The organism is Sphingobium sp. HWE2-09, assembly GCF_035989265.1.
Taxonomy (GTDB): Bacteria; Pseudomonadota; Alphaproteobacteria; order Sphingomonadales; family Sphingomonadaceae; genus Sphingobium.
The window spans coordinates 1,017,383-1,036,063 of record NZ_JAYKZX010000003.1; the positions used below are offsets into that span (position 1 = coordinate 1,017,383).

Annotated in this window: 18 protein-coding genes and 1 pseudogene; 5 read left to right on the top strand and 14 right to left on the bottom strand. The window is 63.7% G+C overall.

Annotated features, from left to right (window positions below; all coding sequences use genetic code 11):
* Positions 1-41: 41 nt before the first annotated feature.
* The 5 genes and pseudogenes from rodA to U5A89_RS10415 all read right to left on the bottom strand — a co-directional run bounded on the left by rodA (position 42) and on the right by U5A89_RS10415 (position 5,731).
* A complete protein-coding gene (rodA, locus tag U5A89_RS10395; RefSeq protein ID WP_338161068.1) occupies positions 42-1,154 on the bottom strand; it encodes a rod shape-determining protein RodA in 1,113 nt (370 codons plus the stop codon).
* The gene (gene mrdA / locus U5A89_RS10400; RefSeq protein WP_338161069.1) at positions 1,060-3,225 is read right to left on the bottom strand and encodes a penicillin-binding protein 2; all 2,166 of its coding nucleotides are present in this window, start codon (positions 3,223-3,225) and stop codon (positions 1,060-1,062) included. The genes rodA and mrdA overlap by 95 nt, the downstream gene beginning before the upstream one ends.
* Positions 3,222-3,750: pseudogene (gene mreD / locus U5A89_RS10405) on the bottom strand (rod shape-determining protein MreD). Before mreD ends, mrdA begins: the two are co-directional and overlap by 4 nt.
* A complete protein-coding gene (gene mreC, locus U5A89_RS10410; protein WP_338161070.1) occupies positions 3,747-4,667 on the bottom strand; it encodes a rod shape-determining protein MreC in 921 nt (306 codons plus the stop codon). The pseudogene mreD and the gene mreC overlap by 4 nt, the downstream one beginning before the upstream one ends.
* Before the next feature lie 17 nt (positions 4,668-4,684).
* The gene (locus tag U5A89_RS10415) at positions 4,685-5,731 is read right to left on the bottom strand and encodes a rod shape-determining protein (protein ID WP_066601439.1); all 1,047 of its coding nucleotides are present in this window, start codon (positions 5,729-5,731) and stop codon (positions 4,685-4,687) included.
* Positions 5,732-5,892: 161 nt separating this feature from the next.
* Here U5A89_RS10415 and mutL point away from each other — a divergent pair, with 161 nt between their 5' ends.
* A complete protein-coding gene (mutL, locus tag U5A89_RS10420; RefSeq protein ID WP_338161071.1) occupies positions 5,893-7,683 on the top strand; it encodes a DNA mismatch repair endonuclease MutL in 1,791 nt (596 codons plus the stop codon).
* A gap of 4 nt (positions 7,684-7,687) precedes the next feature.
* Positions 7,688-8,194, top strand: a complete 507-nt coding sequence (locus tag U5A89_RS10425) for a hypothetical protein (protein ID WP_338161072.1) — start codon at positions 7,688-7,690, stop codon at positions 8,192-8,194.
* A 42-nt stretch (positions 8,195-8,236) separates the two neighbouring features.
* Here U5A89_RS10425 and U5A89_RS10430 read toward each other — a convergent pair whose 3' ends face one another.
* The 4 genes from U5A89_RS10430 to ychF all read right to left on the bottom strand — a co-directional run bounded on the left by U5A89_RS10430 (position 8,237) and on the right by ychF (position 12,097).
* On the bottom strand, positions 8,237-8,704 hold the full coding sequence (locus U5A89_RS10430) for a MaoC family dehydratase (RefSeq protein ID WP_338161073.1): 468 nt from the start codon (positions 8,702-8,704) through the stop codon (positions 8,237-8,239).
* A gap of 58 nt (positions 8,705-8,762) precedes the next feature.
* Entirely contained in the window at positions 8,763-10,316 is a 1,554-nt protein-coding gene (locus U5A89_RS10435) for an alkaline phosphatase D family protein (protein WP_338161074.1), read from the bottom strand.
* 99 nt (positions 10,317-10,415) lie between these two features.
* On the bottom strand, positions 10,416-10,910 hold the full coding sequence (locus tag U5A89_RS10440; protein WP_338161075.1) for a DNA-deoxyinosine glycosylase: 495 nt from the start codon (positions 10,908-10,910) through the stop codon (positions 10,416-10,418).
* A gap of 86 nt (positions 10,911-10,996) precedes the next feature.
* Positions 10,997-12,097: a redox-regulated ATPase YchF gene (ychF, locus tag U5A89_RS10445; RefSeq protein ID WP_338161076.1), complete on the bottom strand. Its 1,101-nt coding sequence runs from the start codon at positions 12,095-12,097 to the stop codon at positions 10,997-10,999.
* A gap of 138 nt (positions 12,098-12,235) precedes the next feature.
* On the opposite strand from ychF, the gene U5A89_RS10450 reads away from it, so the two are divergent.
* The gene (locus tag U5A89_RS10450) at positions 12,236-12,694 is read left to right on the top strand and encodes a DUF983 domain-containing protein (protein WP_338161077.1); all 459 of its coding nucleotides are present in this window, start codon (positions 12,236-12,238) and stop codon (positions 12,692-12,694) included.
* A gap of 126 nt (positions 12,695-12,820) precedes the next feature.
* On the opposite strand, the gene U5A89_RS10455 is transcribed toward U5A89_RS10450, so the two are convergent.
* The gene (locus U5A89_RS10455) at positions 12,821-13,567 is read right to left on the bottom strand and encodes a glutaminyl-peptide cyclotransferase (RefSeq protein ID WP_338163008.1); all 747 of its coding nucleotides are present in this window, start codon (positions 13,565-13,567) and stop codon (positions 12,821-12,823) included.
* A gap of 89 nt (positions 13,568-13,656) precedes the next feature.
* A complete protein-coding gene (gene ygfZ, locus U5A89_RS10460) occupies positions 13,657-14,394 on the bottom strand; it encodes a CAF17-like 4Fe-4S cluster assembly/insertion protein YgfZ (protein ID WP_338161078.1) in 738 nt (245 codons plus the stop codon).
* Positions 14,395-14,463: 69 nt separating this feature from the next.
* On the opposite strand from ygfZ, the gene U5A89_RS10465 reads away from it, so the two are divergent.
* On the top strand, positions 14,464-15,795 hold the full coding sequence (locus tag U5A89_RS10465) for a dihydroorotase (RefSeq protein ID WP_338161079.1): 1,332 nt from the start codon (positions 14,464-14,466) through the stop codon (positions 15,793-15,795).
* 48 nt (positions 15,796-15,843) lie between these two features.
* Here U5A89_RS10465 and rarD read toward each other — a convergent pair whose 3' ends face one another.
* Both rarD and U5A89_RS10475 read right to left on the bottom strand, forming a co-directional pair.
* The gene (gene rarD, locus U5A89_RS10470) at positions 15,844-16,710 is read right to left on the bottom strand and encodes an EamA family transporter RarD (RefSeq protein ID WP_338163009.1); all 867 of its coding nucleotides are present in this window, start codon (positions 16,708-16,710) and stop codon (positions 15,844-15,846) included.
* Positions 16,711-16,742: 32 nt separating this feature from the next.
* Complete coding sequence (locus U5A89_RS10475) at positions 16,743-16,964, bottom strand: hypothetical protein (protein ID WP_338163010.1); 222 nt, start codon at positions 16,962-16,964, stop codon at positions 16,743-16,745.
* A 158-nt stretch (positions 16,965-17,122) separates the two neighbouring features.
* Here U5A89_RS10475 and U5A89_RS10480 point away from each other — a divergent pair, with 158 nt between their 5' ends.
* Positions 17,123-17,866, top strand: coding sequence for a hypothetical protein (locus tag U5A89_RS10480; RefSeq protein WP_338161080.1), 744 nt, complete (start codon positions 17,123-17,125; stop codon positions 17,864-17,866).
* Between the two features lie 117 nt (positions 17,867-17,983).
* On the opposite strand, the gene U5A89_RS10485 is transcribed toward U5A89_RS10480, so the two are convergent.
* A complete protein-coding gene (locus U5A89_RS10485; RefSeq protein ID WP_338161081.1) occupies positions 17,984-18,667 on the bottom strand; it encodes a DUF2490 domain-containing protein in 684 nt (227 codons plus the stop codon).
* Between the last annotated feature and the right edge of the window lie 14 nt (positions 18,668-18,681).

Below are 18,681 nucleotides of genomic sequence, written 5' to 3' on the forward strand. Positions count from 1 at the left end.
TTAAATCGCCGACATCCCGGAAATTTTTCGCTGCCTGTCGCTCAGCCCCAGTTTCCCGTACCCACACGCCGTTTGCCAGCGCGGTCGATCGCCATGATGATCCCGACGCACAGCATGACGGTCAGCATGGATGATCCGCCATAGGACATGAAGGGCAGAGGAATGCCCACCACCGGCGCCAGCCCCATGACCATCATCAGGTTGATCGCGACGTAGAAGAAGATGGTCGTCGTCAGGCCCGCCGCCGTCAGGCGCGCGAACTTGTCCTGGGTGCGCATCGACACCCTGATGCCCCAACGAAACAGCAGCATGAACGCGACGATCAGCAGCGCACCGCCCAACAAACCCCATTCTTCGGCCATGGTGGCGAAGACGAAGTCGGTATGACCTTCGGGCAGATAGTCGAGATGACTTTGCGTGCCGTTGAGGAATCCCTTGCCCCAGAAACCGCCCGATCCGATTGCGATCTTGGACTGGCTGATATGATAGCCCGCGCCCAGCGGATCGCTTTCCGGGTCCATGAAGATGAGCACGCGGTTCTTCTGATAATCGTGCAGGAAACTGAAAGCGATCGGGATCGCGCAGGAGCCGACCAGCGCCGTGCCGATGAACAACCGCAACGGCAACCCAGCCAGAAACATCACGGTCACCCCGCCCGCCGCGATCATCGTCGCGGTGCCAAGGTCCGGCTGGATCAGCACCAAGGCCCAGGGCAGGCCGATCAACACCAGCGCCGGCCAGATGGCGTTCCACCGTCGGATCTCACCGACCGGCAGCATTGCATAGAAGCGCGCCACCGTCAGGACGATGATCGGCTTCATGAACTCGGACGGTTGAAGCTGCATGAAGCCCAGGTTGATCCAGCGCTGGCTGCCCCCCGCGACGCCGCCGATCAGTTCCACCAGAAACAAGGCCGCCAGTACCGCTCCATAGGCCGGGAAGGCAAAGCGCGCGAATACCGTCACCGGAATGCGGCTGAGACCCAGCGCCATGGCTGAGAAGATGCAGAACCGCACCCCCTGGTTGACGGCCCAGGGAAAGATATTCCCGCTCGCGGCGCTATAGAGCACGACCGTCCCGAAACCAGCGATCGCCAGTAGCAGTGCCAGGATGCGCCAGGGGAAATCGGTCAGGGGCTGCGGAATGATGCTCATGGAGCGCCCGCCGCATTGGCGCCGGGGGCAGGGGCACGTCATCCTCATCGCCTGCCTGCGCCGGTGGAGCGGCCGGAGCCGATGGCGGCGTATCCGTTGTATTGCTCGCGGCATTGTCGGCGGGCGGTGGCGCCTCGCCCTTCTCGATCGCCTTGGCAAGGCGGAAGGCCGCCATCTGGCGCGCCTGCCGCTCGGCGGGCGTCCCGCCCCAGCCTTTCTCCAGCGTTTCCAGCTTCTCCATCGCCTTCTTCGGATCGAACAGATAGGACAGCGTGTCGCTGGCGATCATCGGCGCATCTTCGTTGCGGATCATATGACCGCCATGCTCGATGATGCAGGCGATGGCATAGCGCGGATTGTCGAACGGCGCGAAGCCCTGGAACAGGGCGTGGTCGCGCAGTTTGAACGCCAGCGAACTGTTGCCGCGTACGCCGCCTGCACGTTCCGCCATGGTGATGCGCCGCACCTGCGCGGTGCCGGTCTTGCCCGCAATCATCACGCCGGGAATGGAACTGCGCGCCGCGCCGCCCGTGCCGCCGCCATTGACGACCGCATTCATCGCGTCGCGGATCACGACCAGATGCTCCTGCGTCGCGCCGACCAATGCCGGTTCCGGTCGCTTGGCGCCATGAATGAAATTGGGCATCAATTGTTTGCCGGTCGCCAGGCGCGCCGCCATCACCGCCATCTGCAACGGATTGATCAGCATATAGCCCTGACCGATGGTGGCGTTCACCGTGTCATAAACCTGCCATTTCTGCTTATATTTCCGTTCCTTCCATTCCGGGTCTGGCACGGTGCCGTAACTTTGGCTGGGGAAGGGCAGGTCGAACTTCTGGCCCATGCCAACGCGATGCGCCATGCTGGCGATCCGGTCCATGCCGATCCGCTGGGCCATCTGGTAGAAATAGATGTCGCAACTCTGGGCAATGGCACCGCGCATGTTGAGCGGGCCATGGCCGCGCCGCTTGTGGCAGTGGAACAATGTGTTGCCCACCCGGATCGCGCCGCCGCAACTGACCGTCTCCTGCGGCCCGATCCCCGCCTCCAGCAGCGCGAGCGCGACCATCGGCTTGACCGTCGATCCAGGCGGATAAAGCCCTTGCAGCGTCTTGTTGCGCAGCGGGACATGATCGTCCTTCGACAGCATCTCATATTCCAGATGGCTGATGCCGTCGGAAAAGCTGTTGGGATCGAAACTGGGCATGGACGCTAGCGCCAGCACGTCGCCATTCTGGCAGTCGATCACCACCACCGACCCGCTCTGGGTCGCCAGGCGGCGTCCGGCATATTCCTGCAAGCCTGCATCGATCGTCAGCTTGATCGCATTGCCCGGCGTGTCGGGACGTGTCGTCAATTCCCGCACTATCTTGCCGCGCGCCGTCACTTCGACCCGCTTCGCGCCAGCCTTGCCGGTCAGATGCTGGTCGAACGCCTTCTCCAGCCCGTCCTTGCCCAGCTTAAACCCTGGCGTGATCAGCAGCGGGTCTTTCCGCTTCTTATAATCCTCCGCCGTGGCCGCGCCGACATAGCCGAGCAAATGGCCCACCGTCGCCCCGGCCGGATAATTGCGCGAAAAACCCTGGCTGGGCGCCACGCCCGGCAAGTCGGGCAGGCGCACGCTGATCGCGGCATATTGGTCGTAGGTCAGCTTGTCGGCGACCTGCACCGGCCGGAATCCGGCCGACTTCTCCAGATCCTCACGGATGCGATCGACCTCGTCCGGCTCCAGATTGAGCAACTGGGCCAGGTGCTTGATCGTCGCATCGGCATCGACCACCCGCTGCGGGATCAGGTCGACGCGGAAATCGGTGCGGTTATTCGCCAGAGGCCGCCCGTTGCGATCCACGATCCACCCACGCCGCGGCGGAATGAGCGTCAGGTTGACGCGGTTGCTTTCTGACAGCAGCGTGTATTTTTCATTCTCCGCCACGCTGATCCACGCCATGCGCCCGACCAGCAGCGCGCCGATCGCGCCCTGAATGCTGCCGACGACCATTGCGCGGCGGGTGAAGGTGAAGGACTGGGCGGCTTCGGTAATGATCTTGCGCTTGGGAGTGAGAAATTTCATGCCATAACGCGCCATCTGTCGATCCGCGCGCATTGCCGGACGAAGAAGGGGAAAAGCAATATCGTCCACAATATCTGCGGCGCGATCAGAAAGAGTTCTCACATTGCCTCCACCGGCGATCCGGGCGAAGAACAGCCCGCCGGAAATGCAGACAATAATCGCCAGCGCCGCGATTAGCCAGTCCTGCCGATAACTGCGCCATACCATGCGATGTTCGATCGCATCGATGCCGATCAGCGCCACGGTCCACAGAAACATGGCCGACCCGATCGGCTGGCCGCTCGCCATATCGTCGAACAGGCCAAGCGGCAGGCCGATCCAGGCGCGCCACAGATCCGGCCGCAGCAAGCGCCAGGACAGCAGCAGCAACAGGCCGAAGGGCGGCATGACCGGCGACTGGGCGATCACCGGCAGCGCCGTCAGGAAAGAGCCGAGCATCACCGTGATGACGGGTGTCCCGGCCAGGCGAAAGCGGGACGGATGCCGTCCCAACCGGGGCACATGGTGCAAATGCGGGTCGATCATGGCTGGGCGACGTTGCCAGCCGCTGCCTCGTCCTCCACGCTGGGCGCGGTCGGCCTTGGTCCCGGCCGCGTAACCGCTTCCTCGAACGCCCGCTCGACCACTACGGCATCGACCCTCGCCGGGTTGGCGAGCGGCACGCCATAGGCGATTTCGCCCTGCGCGCGAACAACGACCGCGACAGGTATATTGGGTTGATAGACGCCGCCGATCCCGGACGTGACGAGCAGGTCACCAGGCTTGAACGGATTGCGTCCGGCCGTCAGCGCGCGGATTTCCACCGATCCATCGCCAAGGCCGGTCGAAATGGCCGGAATATTGTCGTTCGCCCGGCGCACCGGCACGATATTGGCGGTATCGGTCAGCAGCAGCACGTCCGAACTATTGGGCGTGGTGATATGGATGCGGCCGATCAGCCCTTCGGGCGCGCGCACGGGCATACCGGGGCGCACACCCTGCCAGCGCCCGGCGTTAAGACGAGCAAAGCGCCGGGCGCTGCTGGCGGAAGAGGCGATCAACCGCGCGGTCAGCACTTCGCTGGCATCGGAATCAACCAGCTTGAGCAATTTCTTCAAGCGCAGATTTTCCTGCGCCACGCCCTTGGCTTCGATAATACGGTTGCGATCCGCCTCCACCTGTCGGCGCAGCGCGACATTCTGCGATCCCGCGCGCCAATAGGCGGCCAGAACCTCATCTACCGACCCGACGCCGCTGACCATCGTCTTGAGCGCGGTGGAGACGGGGCGACCGGCTTCGGACGAGGCGATGCGAATGGCGGCAAAGCCGGTGGGATCGAAGATCGCGACTATGACCAGCAGCAAGCCGACGGCTGCACCGGTGACCGCCACGACATAGCTGGCGAACAGGCTATATTGCGCCTTCCGGTTGATACCGGGGCGACGGCTGGGTGGCCGCGCCATCTAATCGTCCTTCTCGATCAGGCGGTTTGCAGCACGCCCCGGAAGATCGGATCTTCCATCGCGCGGCCGGTGCCGATGGCGACACAGGTCAGGGGGTCTTCGGCGATCGTCACCGGCAGGCCGGTTTCGTCACGCAGTTCGTCATCCAGTCCCTTGAGCAGCGCGCCGCCGCCGGTCAGCACGATGCCCTGATCGACGATATCGGCCGCCAGTTCGGGCGCGGTGTTTTCCAGCGCGATGCGGACACCTTCCACGATGGTGCTGATCGGCTCGGCCAGCGCATCGGCGATCTGGCCTTGGTTGATGCTGATTTCCTTGGGTACGCCGTTCACCAGGTCGCGACCCTTGATGTGGATGGTTTCGCCGACGCCGTCTTCAGGCGGCTGGGCCACGCCATATTGCTTCTTGATCCGCTCCGCCGTGGCTTCGCCGATCAGCAGATTATGATGGCGGCGCACGAAGGACACGATCGCCTCGTCCATCTTGTCGCCGCCCACGCGCACCGACGTGGTGTAGGCCAGGCCACGCAGCGACAGCACGGCGACTTCGGTCGTGCCGCCGCCGATATCGACCACCATCGAACCGATCGGTTCGGTCACGGGCATGTCGGCGCCGATCGCGGCGGCCATCGGCTCTTCGATCAGGAAGACCTGGCTAGCGCCCGCATTGCTGGCCGCGTCACGGATCGCACGGCGCTCGACGCTGGTCGAACCGCTGGGCACGCAGATCACGATTTCGGGCGCGCGCCAGGGGCTGTGCTTGCCGCCATGCACCTTGGTGATGAAATGCTTGATCATCTGCTCGGCAACATCGATGTCGGCAATCACGCCGTCGCGCAGCGGGCGGATGGCCTCGATCGAATCCGGGGTCTTGCCCATCATCAGCTTCGCGTCCACGCCCACCGCCTTCACCCGCTTGACGCCGTTCAGCGTTTCAACCGCCACCACCGACGGTTCGTTGAGGACGATGCCGCGACCGCGCACATAGACGACCGTGTTGGCGGTGCCCAAGTCGATGGCCATATCCTGCGAAGTGAATTTGAAGAGACGCGAAAAGATCGACATGCCTTATCCTGTATCGCCCGCCGTCCCCGCGACGCGATAGGGGGACCGGTCGGAAAGCTGTTCTGCTGGTGCCGCTAATCTCTTCCTTCTTGCGCTTTGCAGTGCAAAAAATTCCGGTTCACGGCTCGCGGAAAGCGCTCGATTGGGCTAGTCCCTAATCAATGTCAATACGCCGTCTGCCCGAACATCTGGTCAATCGTATCGCTGCCGGTGAAGTGGTCGAAAGACCCGCCAGCGCGCTGAAGGAAATCGTCGAAAACGCTTTGGACGCTGGCGCGACTCGCATCGCGATCCGCCTGTCCAATGGCGGGCTGGACCGCATCGAGGTCAGCGATGATGGCTGCGGCATGGATTCGACCGACATGGCTCTGGCGCTCGAACGCCATGCCACGTCCAAACTGCCCGACGATGCCATTGAAAATGTGGCGACATTGGGCTTTCGCGGTGAAGCCCTGCCATCGATCGCCAGCGTGTCGCGCCTGTCCATCGACAGCCGTCCGCGTGGGGCGGATGGCTGGAACCGCACAGTCGACAACGGACAGTTAGTGGCGGAAGGACCAGCGGCGCTGCCCCCCGGTACGCGGATCACCGTGGAACAATTATTCGGCAAAGTGCCCGCGCGGCGCAAGTTCCTGCGTTCGCCCAAGGCCGAATATGCCGCCTGCATCGACATCATCCGTCGTCTCGCAATGGCACATCCAGCCGTCGCCTTTTCGGTCGAGCATGACGGCCGCCGCGTATTGGGCGTGCAGGCCGATGAGGCGCGGGAGGAGCGGGTGGCGGCGCTGACCGACCGGGCGCTGGCGGAAAACCATGTGGTCGTCAGCCTGGAGCGGGAAGGCGTCCGTCTGTCCGGCGTGGCGTCGATCCCGACCTACAATCGCGGCGTTGGCGATCATCAATATCTGTTCGTCAACGGTCGCCCCGTGCGCGACCGGCTGCTGATCGGCGCGTTGCGCGGCGCCTATGCCGACATGCTGGCGCGCGACCGGCATCCTGTGGTCGCCCTGTTCCTGGACGTGCCGCCACTGGAAGTCGATGTGAACGTCCACCCCGCCAAGACGGAAGTGCGCTTTCGCGATCCGGTGATGATCCGGGGCATGATCGTCTCCGGCCTGCGTCGCGCCCTGGATGCGGAAGGCTTTCGCGCCGTGCAACATGCCGACCCGTCGGCCCTGTCCGCCTGGAAGCCCGAACCTATTTCGCCTACGCCGATCGGCGATATGCCGATCTTCGAGGCGGTGGCGTCCTCTCCGGCGAGTTACAATCAGTTCGCACCATCCTCTTTTGCGGATCGTCGCTCGTCCTTCCTCACGCCCCCGCCACAGGCCCGGGCCGAACCCGCCGCCGCGCCCATGCCCGAAGGCACCAGTTTCCCGCTTGGCGTGGCGCGCGGCCAGGTGGCGCGCACCTATATCGTTGCAGAGGCAGAGGACGGCCTGGTGATCGTGGACCAGCACGCCGCGCATGAACGCTTGACACTGGAACGGATGCGCCGCGCGATGGAAGGGCAGGGCGTCGCGTCCCAGGCGCTGCTGCTGCCCGAAGTGGTGGAACTGGAAGAAACGGCGTGCGACCGGTTGGAAGCGCGCATCGCCGAACTCAAGGATTTCGGCCTCGATCTGGAGCGGTTCGGTCCGTCGGCCATGCTGGTTCGGTCGGTCCCGGCGATGCTGGGGCAGTCGGACGTACAAGGGCTGGTCACGGACTTGGCCGACGACTTGGCTGCCTATGACAGCGCCTTGTCGCTCAAGGAACGGCTCGATCTGGTCGCCGCCACCATGGCCTGCCACGGATCGGTCCGCGCAGGCCGGGTGCTGAGTGTCGCGGAAATGAACGCCCTGCTGCGGGAAATGGAAGTGACCCCCCGCTCGGGCCAGTGCAATCACGGACGGCCGACCTGGGTGAAACTGGGTCATGGCGACATTGAGAAATTGTTCGGAAGGAAATGAAGCGATGACGGTTCTTGCGGCTCTTCTGATGGCGGCGTCGGCAGCCATTCCTGCTGCCGATCCGGCTTGCACGACAGCAGCGCCGCTCGCGGAACCCTGGACCAGTTGGCCCCAGAGCGGACAGGCCAAGGCTGGTATCCAAGCGCAGGACGCCGCGCCGCTGATCCTGGGCAAGCCCGTCACCGCCACTTTGACGCCTGCCGCCTATGTGCACTTCGTCAAGCCCCCGGCAAAGGGCGCGACGGATGGTTATGGCGGGCTATTGTCCCTGTCGCTCAAGCAGGCGGCGCGGGTAGGGGTCGCCTTGGACGGCCCTGCATGGGTCGATCTTTTTACAAGCCGAACTGCGCAGACGTCGGTCGATCACGGCCACGGTCCGGCCTGTTCGGGCATTCGCAAGATCGTGTGGTTCGATCTGCCGGCAGGACGGCATATCGTCCAGATCGCGGGATCGAAGGCTATGACGATCCGGGTGATGGCGGCAGATGCGCAGGCGAACCAGCCCCGATAATGCAATCGAGTGTGTTCCCGCGCAGCCGCTGCCAAATTATAGTCAATCCGTCCGCGTCCGCCACATGGCGATCGGGATCATCGTCAGCACCGGTTGGTCGTCCTGATTGACGATCGTCACCTTGCTGCGGACGATGCCCATTTCCGGGCGGCTTTGCGACGCCTTCTTGTCGATGACCTCGCTGCGACCACGTAACGTGTCGCCAGGCCGGACCGGGCGCAGCCAGCGCAGTTCGTCCGCCCCCATCGCACCTAGGCTGGCGGCCTGCCGACCCGGATTCTTCTGCATTTCGGCAACGAACATTTTCATGAACAAGGCGGTCGTGTGCCAGCCGCTGGCCGACAGCGTGCCGAAATGGGTGGTCGCGGCCGCCTCGTCGGACAAGTGGAAAGGCTGGGGGTCGAACTCTGCGGCGAAGGCAATCGTCTCTTCGCGCGACACGGTGAGCGGGCCGAAATCGAAGCTGTCGCCGATTTCGATATCCTCGAAATAGAGAATGTCGTCCGCCATCATCCGTCTCCTATTGCAACGGATGATGGCTTAAGGCGACTTTCCGTTTACGTCAATGTCAGGTGATGCTGATCGAGGGCCGTCCATGCGGCACGGTCAGCGTCGCGCGCGTGCCGATCGCGCCGCCGGGCGTCGATACCTGGTCCATCACCCGCATCTTCGTGGTCCAGGCGTCCGGCGTCACTTCGCAGACCAGATAGCCGCGCTGGTCGTTGATGAACTTCAGTTCGGGGTTGTTCTTGAGGATCACGTCGCTGCCTGCGCGCAGGTCCGACCCGTCGCCGCCTGACGATATTGACGTGGAGACGAACTCGACTGCCACCGTTTTATCGCCATCGTTCAGCAAACCTGCGAAATTCTGATGCTCGTCGCCGGTCAGCACGACGACATTGTCCAGCCCGCGCATCTTCGAGAGCAGCCGCGCGCGCGGCTTGGCATAGGCGGCCCAGCTGTCGATATTGTAGATTTTCTGCTTCTCGTCGGCATAGCGCCGCCGGTCGAGCGACATCATCATCACCTGCTGCGCCACGCAATTCCACCGGGTCTGCCCGCGCGTCAGGTTGCGCACCAGCCAGCTTTCCTCTTCGGGCGATAGGACTTGCGCCTTGTCATCATCGATGTCCTTGCAATAGGGCTTGAACCCGTCGTCGCATGGCTGGTCGGTGCGGAAGGATCGGGTGTCGAGGAAATCGATCGACAGCAGATTGCCGAAACGCGCCTCCCGATAGGCATTGGTGATGATGCCGTTGCGGGGCAGCATCGCGGCGCGGACCGGCATATATTCATACCAGGCCTGCAGCCCGGCCTGGCGGCGCAGGCGGAAAATCTCGTTAGGGGCCAGGCCTTTGCCGGAAATATCGCCGACCCAATTATTCTCGATCTCATGATCGTCGAAGGTCGGGAACCATGTGTGCTTCGATCTGGCGGCCTGCAGATCGTAATCGCTCAGATATTGGGCATAGCGCAGGCGATAGTCGGCCAGGTCGAAACAATCCTGGCCGATATGGTGGCGGACCTGATCGACCGGCAGCCCGTCCTTGTCATAATCTGGGGGCCGCTGACTATATTCGTAGATGAAGTCGCCATAGTGATAGACGAAGGCCAGGTCGTCCTCCCGCGCCAGATGGCGGAAGGCGGTGAAATAGCCGTCCTCATAAAATTGGCATCCCGCGACACCGAATTTGAGCGCGGTCGGGTTGGACGAGGCCAGCGGCAGGGTTCGGGCGCGGCCTTGCGAGGATTTGTCGCTGCCCAGGAAGAAGCGATACCAATAGGGCCGGTCGGGTTGCAGCCCCGCGACTTCGACATGGACGCTATGGCCCAGTTCCGGCCGCGCCTGTTCTTCGCCGCTGGCGACGATCGTCTTGAACCGGTCGTCGCTGGCGACTTCCCACTTCACCGGCAGCGGCACCATGGGCATCCCGCCATGCGGTTCGAACGGCTTGGGCGCCAGCTTGGTCCAGATGACGAAGCCGTCCGGCGCCGGATCGCCCGACGTCACGCCCAGCGAGAAGGGATAGCCCGCGAACCAGCTTTGCGCCTTCAGGATGGCGGGCGACCCGATGGCGGGCGCGATGGTGGCGGCGGTCAGGAACTGGCGGCGGTTAAACATGGACGAGCGACCCTTGGACTTTGCTGTTTTACATATGTGTCTTAGCCCGTCCCCCTAGCGGCGCAATATGACAGGATGGTGCAGCCGGATGATTTGGGATCAGGCGATCGCGTCGCGCAACGCCATCCACGCTTGCCGCTTGGCCTCCCGCGACAGGCTGGCATAGGCGCCGCTGGAGGAGGGGAGGTCGATCAGCGCCAGCCCCGGCCGATCGCCCAATTGCCGCCGCCCGTGCAAGCTCGCGGTCTTGCCGTTGAAGCCGATCGCTCGCAGCGCAGGCAACCGGTCCACAAAGGCGCCCAGGTCGCGCAATTCCGCCCCCCGGATGCTGCTGTCCAGACTGCCGGGCCGCTCGGCGCTCTCGATCACGTCCCACAGGCCCACGCCCAAAGTTCGCAGTCGTTTCAGCCGCATCGCATAAGGCGCGCCGCGCAAATCTTCGTCCAGCACGCTACCCAGCAAGTCCCAGAAGGCGTTGCCGCGATGGGCATAATATTCGCCCTGCTTGATCGACGCATCGCCCGGCAGGCTGCCCAGGATCAGCAGGCGGGTGCCCGCATCGACGCTGGGCGGAAAGGCGAATTTCAGCGGCATTATCCTGGTTCCACGTGCTCCCGCGAAGGCGGGAGCCCAGTTCGAACTGTGGGACTGGGCTCCCGCCTTCGCGGGAGCACACTATGTCAGACGTTGAACCGGAACAGCATGATATCGCCGTCCTGCGTCACATAGTCCTTGCCTTCGGACCGCCACTTGCCCGCTTCCTTGGCGCCTGCTTCGCCGTTATATTGGACATAGTCGGCATAGGCCATGGTTTCGGCGCGGATGAAGCCCTTTTCGAAATCGGTATGGATCGCGCCGGCCGCCTGGGGCGCCTTCGATCCCTTCGCCACGGTCCAGGCGCGCGCTTCCTTTGGCCCCACGGTGAAGAAAGTGATGAGGCCCAGCAATTCGTAACCCGCGCGGATGATGCGGGCGAGGCCTGCCTCGGTCAGGCCCAGCGCTTCGAGATATTCGGCGCGTTCCTCGACCGGCATGGTCACCAGTTCGGCCTCGATCGCGGCGGACACGATGACGGCGCTGGCATTTTCCGCCTTCGCCTTTTCGAACACGCGGGCGGAAAAGGCGTTGCCTTCGGACGCGGCGTCTTCCTCGACATTGCAGACGTAGAGAACCGGCTTGGCCGTCAGCAGCTGTGCCTGCGCGAAAAGCCGCTCTTCCTCGACATCGCGTGGCACGGTGAGGCGGGCGGGCTTGCCTTCGCGCAGCAGGTCGAGCGCCTGACCCAGCACGGCAGCGGCGGCCTTGGCTTCCTTGTCGCCCTGTGCGGCCTTTTTGGCGAGGTTGGGGACGCGCTTTTCCAGGCTTTCCAGGTCCGCCAGCATCAATTCCATCTCGACCGTCTCGGCGTCGGCGATCGGATCGACCTTGCCCTCGACATGGGTGATGTCATCATCTTCGAAGCAGCGAAGGACGTGCACGATCGCGTCGGTTTCACGGATGTTGGCCAGGAACTGGTTGCCCAGCCCTTCGCCCTTGGACGCGCCGCGCACCAGGCCCGCGATATCCACGAAACTCAGCTGCGTTTCGATGATCTTCGCGCTGCCACCGATCTTGGCGATCGTGTCGAGCCGGTCGTCGGGCACGGCGACGCGGCCTTCATTCGGCTCGATCGTGCAGAAGGGATAGTTGGCCGCCTGCGCCGCCTGCGTTTCGGTCAGCGCGTTGAACAGGGTGGACTTGCCCACATTGGGGAGGCCGACGATACCGCAACGAAAACCCATTTGACTGCCTTATAAGATCGGAAAGATTTGCGCGCCCGATAGCGCCTTGTGCGCACAAAGGCCAGCCTTGGCCGACATAGGGGGGGTAGGACAAAAGGCGCGATTGATAAGCGCCGCGCTTTGGCGGCATAAAGGATCATGACCTACGAGATGATCGAACCGAACCGCGAAACCCACTGGATCGACCAGCAGGGCCGCGCGTGGCAAAAGCGTCCCGCGCATGAAACCGGCCCGTTCGGCCGCTGCCCGCGGTGCGGGGAAGGGCATATCTTCACCGGTTTCCTGACGATGCGCGACCGTTGCGAGGTGTGCGCCCTAGACTATAGCTTCGCCGATCCGGCCGATGGCCCGGCGGTGTTCGTGCAACTCTTCGCCTGCGTGCCGGGCGTTATCTTCATCATCATGCTGGAAATCATCGCGCGGCCGGGCCTTTGGGTGCATCTGGCCGTCGGCGTGCCCGTGCTGATCCTGACGACTTTGCTGCCGATGCGGCCGATCAAGGGCTGGCTGATCGCCGCTCAGTTCACCAACAGCGCGCAGGAAGCCGGGACTGGCGCGCTATGGGCCAAGCTGCATGGCGGAGAGCCACGCAGCTAAGAATGATGGAAAGATGGCACAGCGCAACTTCCTTTCACTTCGAGCGAAGTCGAGAAGCGACTGGCGCTGTTCCTACGTTTCTCGACTTCGCTCGAAACGAATGGACAAAGGCGAGAGCGCTAAATCTTACGGCTTGGGCGTGACCTTTATCTCGAACAGTTTCGGCCAATATTTGCCGGTGATGAAGACGCGATCCTTCGCCGTGTCATAGGCGATGCCGTTGGCGACCGCTTCGCTGTCCCGCACGCCCGCCGCCTTGCGCAGGGGCGCCACGTCGATCCAGTCGATCACCGCGCCGGTCGCCGGGTTGATCCGAGCGATGCGGGTGTCGTACCAGATGTTCGCCCACACCTCGCCCTTCACATATTCCAGTTCGTTCAGCCGATCGACCGCGCGGCCGTTCCAGGTCACGGTAATGCGCCGTTGTTCGGTCAAGCTGTCGGGATCGAGGAAGCGCAACTGCGCAGTGCCGTCGCTCATGATGAGGCTGCGGCCGTCCTGCGTCAGACCCCAACCTTCGCCTTCATAGCGGAAATCGGACACCGGCGCGAAGCCGCTCAGCGTCCAGACGAACCCCTTGCGATGACGCCAGGTCAGGCTGACCAGCTTGCCGCCCCAATTGACGATGCCTTCACCAAAATAGGGCGGGTCGATCACGCGGCTTTGCAGCACCTTGCCGGTCTTGAGCGCGACCTTGCGGATGTCCGATTGCCCCTCCAGCCCGGTGCTCTCGTATAGCGCACCGTTGTGATAGAAGAGGCCTTCGGTGAAGGCGCCCGCGTCATGGGGATGGGTGGCGACCAGCTTCCAGGGCGTGTCCGCAGCGGCGGGAGTCGCAAAAAATACTATAAAAAGCAGCCACCCCCACCACAGCCGTTCGGTTCGAGCTTGTCGAGTACCCTCACGCAAGGGTTCTCGACAAGCTCGAACCGAACGGAGTGTGTGTGACGAAAATTGCGTCCTCATTCCGCCGCCTGTCCTTCGATCGCCTCGGCCAGCCAGGCGGGCAGGGTAGCGAGGTCTATAGCCTCCACCCGATGCAATTCGATCGACAGGCCTAGGTCCGTCAGGGCCGCGCGCTGGCGCTTTTCGTCGGCTTGGGCCAGCGGCACGGCGATCAGGCGGCGGTTCACCTTGTTGCGATAATGCATCCGCGCGGTATTTTCCTGCCCGACATAGCAGCCCTTGTCATAATCGACGCCCTGCAGTTCTTCTGCATTGGTTTCCAACCACAATGTCTGGTCCTGCCCCAGTTCCTGCGCGCCTTCGAAGATGCCCAGCGCAAGCCTGTGGGCGCGGAAGGCCGCCGCCGCATCGCCATCCGTCGCAGTCGCGATCCAGCGATGGCCGAGCGCGGGCAGGCGCGGATCGAGCGGCTTGTCCGTGGTTGTCAAAGACCAGTGCACCGCCAGCCCATCCTCACGGGCAATCGTCACCTTGCGACGCAAACGATAGATGGTCAGCCGCTTGGCAAGCGCATCGACCTGCGCCGCTTCGCAATCGATCAGCACATCGTCGCCATCCCCCCAAAGGATGAAATCATAGAGCGCCTTGCCCTGCGGCGTCAGCAGTCCGGTCCAGCGCGGCTGGTCCGGCTGGAGCGTCAGCACGTCGCGGGTCAACAGGCCTTGCAGGAAGGGTTTCGCCTCCTCGCCGGAAATTCTCAAAATCGCGCGGTCGCTTAGGGTGGTGCCGGTCATCGGCTTTAGGTAGGACGGCAACACGACTTAGCCAAGCCGTCTGCGCGAACGGAACATAGGAATATCGTCATGACCCAGACCTTCGACATGATCCTCAAGAACGGCACCGTCCATACGCCGGGCGGCGCGGACAGCGTGGATGTGGGCGTGCGCGGCGGAAAGATCGTGGCGATCGGCACGTCCCTGGGCGATGCGGGCGAGGTGATCGACTGCACCGGGCTGGACGTGCTGCCCGGCTGTATCGACAGCCAGGTCCATTTCCGCGAACCGGGGCTGGAGCATAAGGAAGACCTCGAATCGGGCAGCCGCGCCGCCGTGCTGGGCGGCGTGACCGCTGTGTTCGAAATGCCCAACACCAATCCCAACACCGACACCGCCGATCGCGTCCATGACAAGCTGAAGCGCGCGCATCATCGCATGTGGTGCGACCATGCCTTCTATGTCGGCGCGACCGCGGACAATGCCGAGCAGCTTCGCGAACTGGAACGCATACCCGGCACGTCGGGCGTGAAGATCTTCATGGGCGCATCGACCGGCAGCCTGCTGGTGGACGATGACGACGCCCTGTCGCGCGTGCTGGCCAGCGGCACCCGCCGCGTCGCCATCCATGCCGAGGACGAAGCGCGGATGAATGCGCGCAAGATCTATGCGGAGGAGGGCGATCCGTCGACCCACCCCGTCTGGCGCGACGATGAAAGCGCGATGATCGCCACGAAACGCATCATCGCGCTGGCACGCAAGGCGCGCCGCCGCATCCACATCCTGCACATCACCACGCCCGCCGAGCTGGAATATATCGCCCAGAACAAGGATATCGCGACCTGCGAAGTGACGCCGCAGCATCTGACGCTGGCGGGGGAGGATGCCTATCCGCGCCTGGGCACCTATGCGCAGATGAACCCGCCGATCCGGTCGGGCGCGCATCGCGACGGCCTGTGGTTCTGGCTCAATCAGGGCGTGCCCGACGTGCTGGGCAGCGATCATGCGCCGCACACGATCGAGGAAAAGGCGAAAACCTATCCTTCGTCACCCAGCGGTATGCCGGGCGTGCAGACTTTGGTGCCGTTGCTGCTCAACCATGTGGCGGAAGGGCGGCTGTCGCTGCGCCGCTTCATCGAATTGACCAGTTCCGGGCCGCAGCGCGTGTTCGGGCTGGTCGGCAAGGGGCGGATCGCGCTGGGCTATGACGCCGACTTCACCGTGGTCGATTTGAAGAAGCGCTGGACCGTGGGCAGCGACTGGCTCGCGTCGCGCTGCAACTGGTCACCCTTTGAGGGTGATCAATTGACCGGCAAGGCGATCGGCACGATCATCCGCGGCAACATGGTGATGTGGGAAGACGCGCTGGCGAACGCAGCGATCGGTGAAGCCGTGCGGTTCGAAGCGACGCAGTTCAACTGACGAAGGTTCTCCGGCGCAGGCCGGGGTCCAGTCTTTGCGTGAGAAACGCTACGCCGCCACGCGATCACGACGCCGCGCATGGGCGATGCTGTCGGTGGCGAACAGGATGAGGCCGACCCAGATCAGCCCGAAACTCGCCGTCTGACCGGTGCTGAGTCGTTCGCCAAAGAAGAGTATGCCGCACAGGAACTGGAGCGTCGGGGCGAGATATTGCATCAGGCCCAGCGTCGCCATCGGTAAGCGCTGCGCCGCCACGGCGAACAACACCAGCGGCACGGTCGTCACTGCGCCCGACAGGATGAGCAGGGCGGATGTCGGCACGTCTTGCCCAAAGCCCACGCCGCCATGGCCCGCTTCCCAAAATAGATAGGCGACGGCAAAGGGTGCCAGCAGCGTCGTTTCGACGCCCAGGCCGGTCATCGGCGCCACCGGCGTCATCTTGCGCAGCAGGCCGTAGAAGGCGAAGGTGAAGGCCAGGCTGAGGCTGATCCACAAAGTCGTGAGCGCAGACGTCGCCAATATGACCACGCCGATTGCCGCCACGCCGATCGCCAGCAACTGCGCGCGGCGCAGCTTTTCCTTGAACACGATCACGCCCAGCGCGACCACGACCAGAGGATTGAGGAAATAGCCCAGGCTCGCCGCGACGACATGGTCTTCGTTGACCGCCCAGACATAGGTCAGCCAGTTGAGGCCGATCATCAGCGCCGACCCCGCCAGCGGCACCAGCAATTGCCGGTTACGCATCGCCGCCAGGAAAGCGGGCAGTCCCTTGCGCGCCGCCAGCAGGCCCAGGATCAGCAGCAGCGACCATAATATGCGCTGCGTCACGATCTCCACCGCATCGACATGATGCAACAGGCGGAAGAACAGCGGCAGCAAGCCCCACATGGAATAGGCCGCCAGCGCCGCGATCAGCCCCTTGCGTGCTTCGGGCGACTCTTGGTTCAGAGGATGCCCCCGCCCAGGAACAGCCGCAGCGCGCCGAACGCCGCGACGATCAGGCAGAAATTGCGCCCGCCATTCCGGGAAGAGATCATGCCGATGAACGCGCCGAACAGCGCCATCGGCACGAATATCCAGTTGAGCGCGCCCAAAAGCGGGATGACCGCCGGGATCATGAGGATAAGGGTGACAAGGCCGATCAGGCCTGACAATATATTGAGCATCGGTCCTATATGTCGGCAAGACTGTCCCAGAGCAAGACAATGGGCAAAGGCCAGTCAATCGACACTGGCTATCGCGCGGAATAAGCGGCAAATTCACCATAAGTCCTAACGCAAAATTAACCTTTGTTCTTCAGGGCTTGTTGACGAAGGAGTGAAGGATGGCGCGTTTCCGGTCTGTGGGCATGATATCTCTGGTGCTGGCGCTCGCCGCCTGCGGCAAGGGGGACAAGGACGCCAGCCTCGCCGCGCTCGATGCGCAACTCACCGACAATGCGGCCGACCCCGCGCTCAAGGGCGCGCTGGCCGATCCGATCGTGGTCGATCCGCAACTGGTGGGCCAGTCCAACCGCAACGCCGTTCGCCCCGCCGATCGGCCCGCCAATGGCGCGGTGCCCGTGCTGAACGGCGACGCGGCCGCGGCGCAGGCGGCGGCGGTCAAGCAGGCCGGTGGGAAGCTGCTCGCTGCCCCCACCGCCAGCCAGGGCGAAGCGATGGCCTCCACCGCCACGCTGGGCGCGGTCGCGCGCGAACAGGCGTCGGCCCGCGGCGGCAACGCCAACTGCACCAAGTCGCTCAATTACGGCATGGAATGGGCGCAGCGGTTGCCCGAACCTTTCGGCCTTTATCCCGGCGCCCAACTCACCGAAGCGGCCGGAACGCAGGTCGCTGGCTGCACCCTGCGCGCCGCCAGTTTCGTGACCCCCGCGCCTAAACAGGGGGTGATGGACTATTATTACACGCTCGCCCGCCGCGCAGGCTATGATGGCGAGCATAAGATTTTGGGCGGCGATCATGTGCTGGGCGGCACGCGCGGATCGGACGGCAGCGCCTATTTCATCCTCTTCACCGACGCGCCCGGCGGTAAGACCAGCGTGGACATCATCGCGGATAACGGGCGGTAAAGCGGGGCGGGGGAGCCGTAATCCCCATCCGTTCGCTTCGAGCGTAGTCGAGAAGCGGCCAACGCCGCTTCGCGTTCGACAGGCCGCACCTCACCCCGTTCGCGCTATCGCCAATCGTCAATGCCGAAAGAACAAGGTCACCGACGCCACATGATTGACGCGCGTGTTGCCCGCACGCTGGTTGATGACCTGATTGAGATACCCGACCTCCAGCGTCGAAGCGCCCGGCAGGCCCACCTCCGCCCCGACGAAGCTGCGCAACTGGTCGAACCCGCTCCGCGCGCCCCAATCGGTATCGTTGAGCGCCGCAAACCCTTCTGCATAGACCAGCGCGTTCACCGCGTCGCTGCCGGGCCGCAGCGGCTTTTCGTAGCGCAGCATTTCCCGCACGCGCCAGCCCATATCGTCGCCATTGGACCGCCAGCGCTGTTCCAGCCGGGTGCGCGACGACAGTTCGCCGCCCCATGGCTTGCCCAGCACCCAGCTGAGCTGCTGGAAACTGCGTTCCTCATTGATATCCCGGCCGCCTTCGATCGGCGTAACCACATGGGCATAGCCCTGATAGAGCGTGATCGTCGGCGACAATTTCCACCCCAGCGCCCCGCGAAACAGCGACTGGTCCACCCGCGACATACCATCGCCGACGCGCGGCTGGATCTCCGCGAAATAGACCAGCTTGCCCTTGATCGATCCCATTGCGGTCAGGTTGAGCCAGAATTGCTCATCCTCGCTGGTCGCCGCGTTGGCCGGGATGGCGAACAGGGCGAGGCTGGCGGTTAGGCAGGCAAGAAGTCGGCGCATGGATGTCCTGCGAT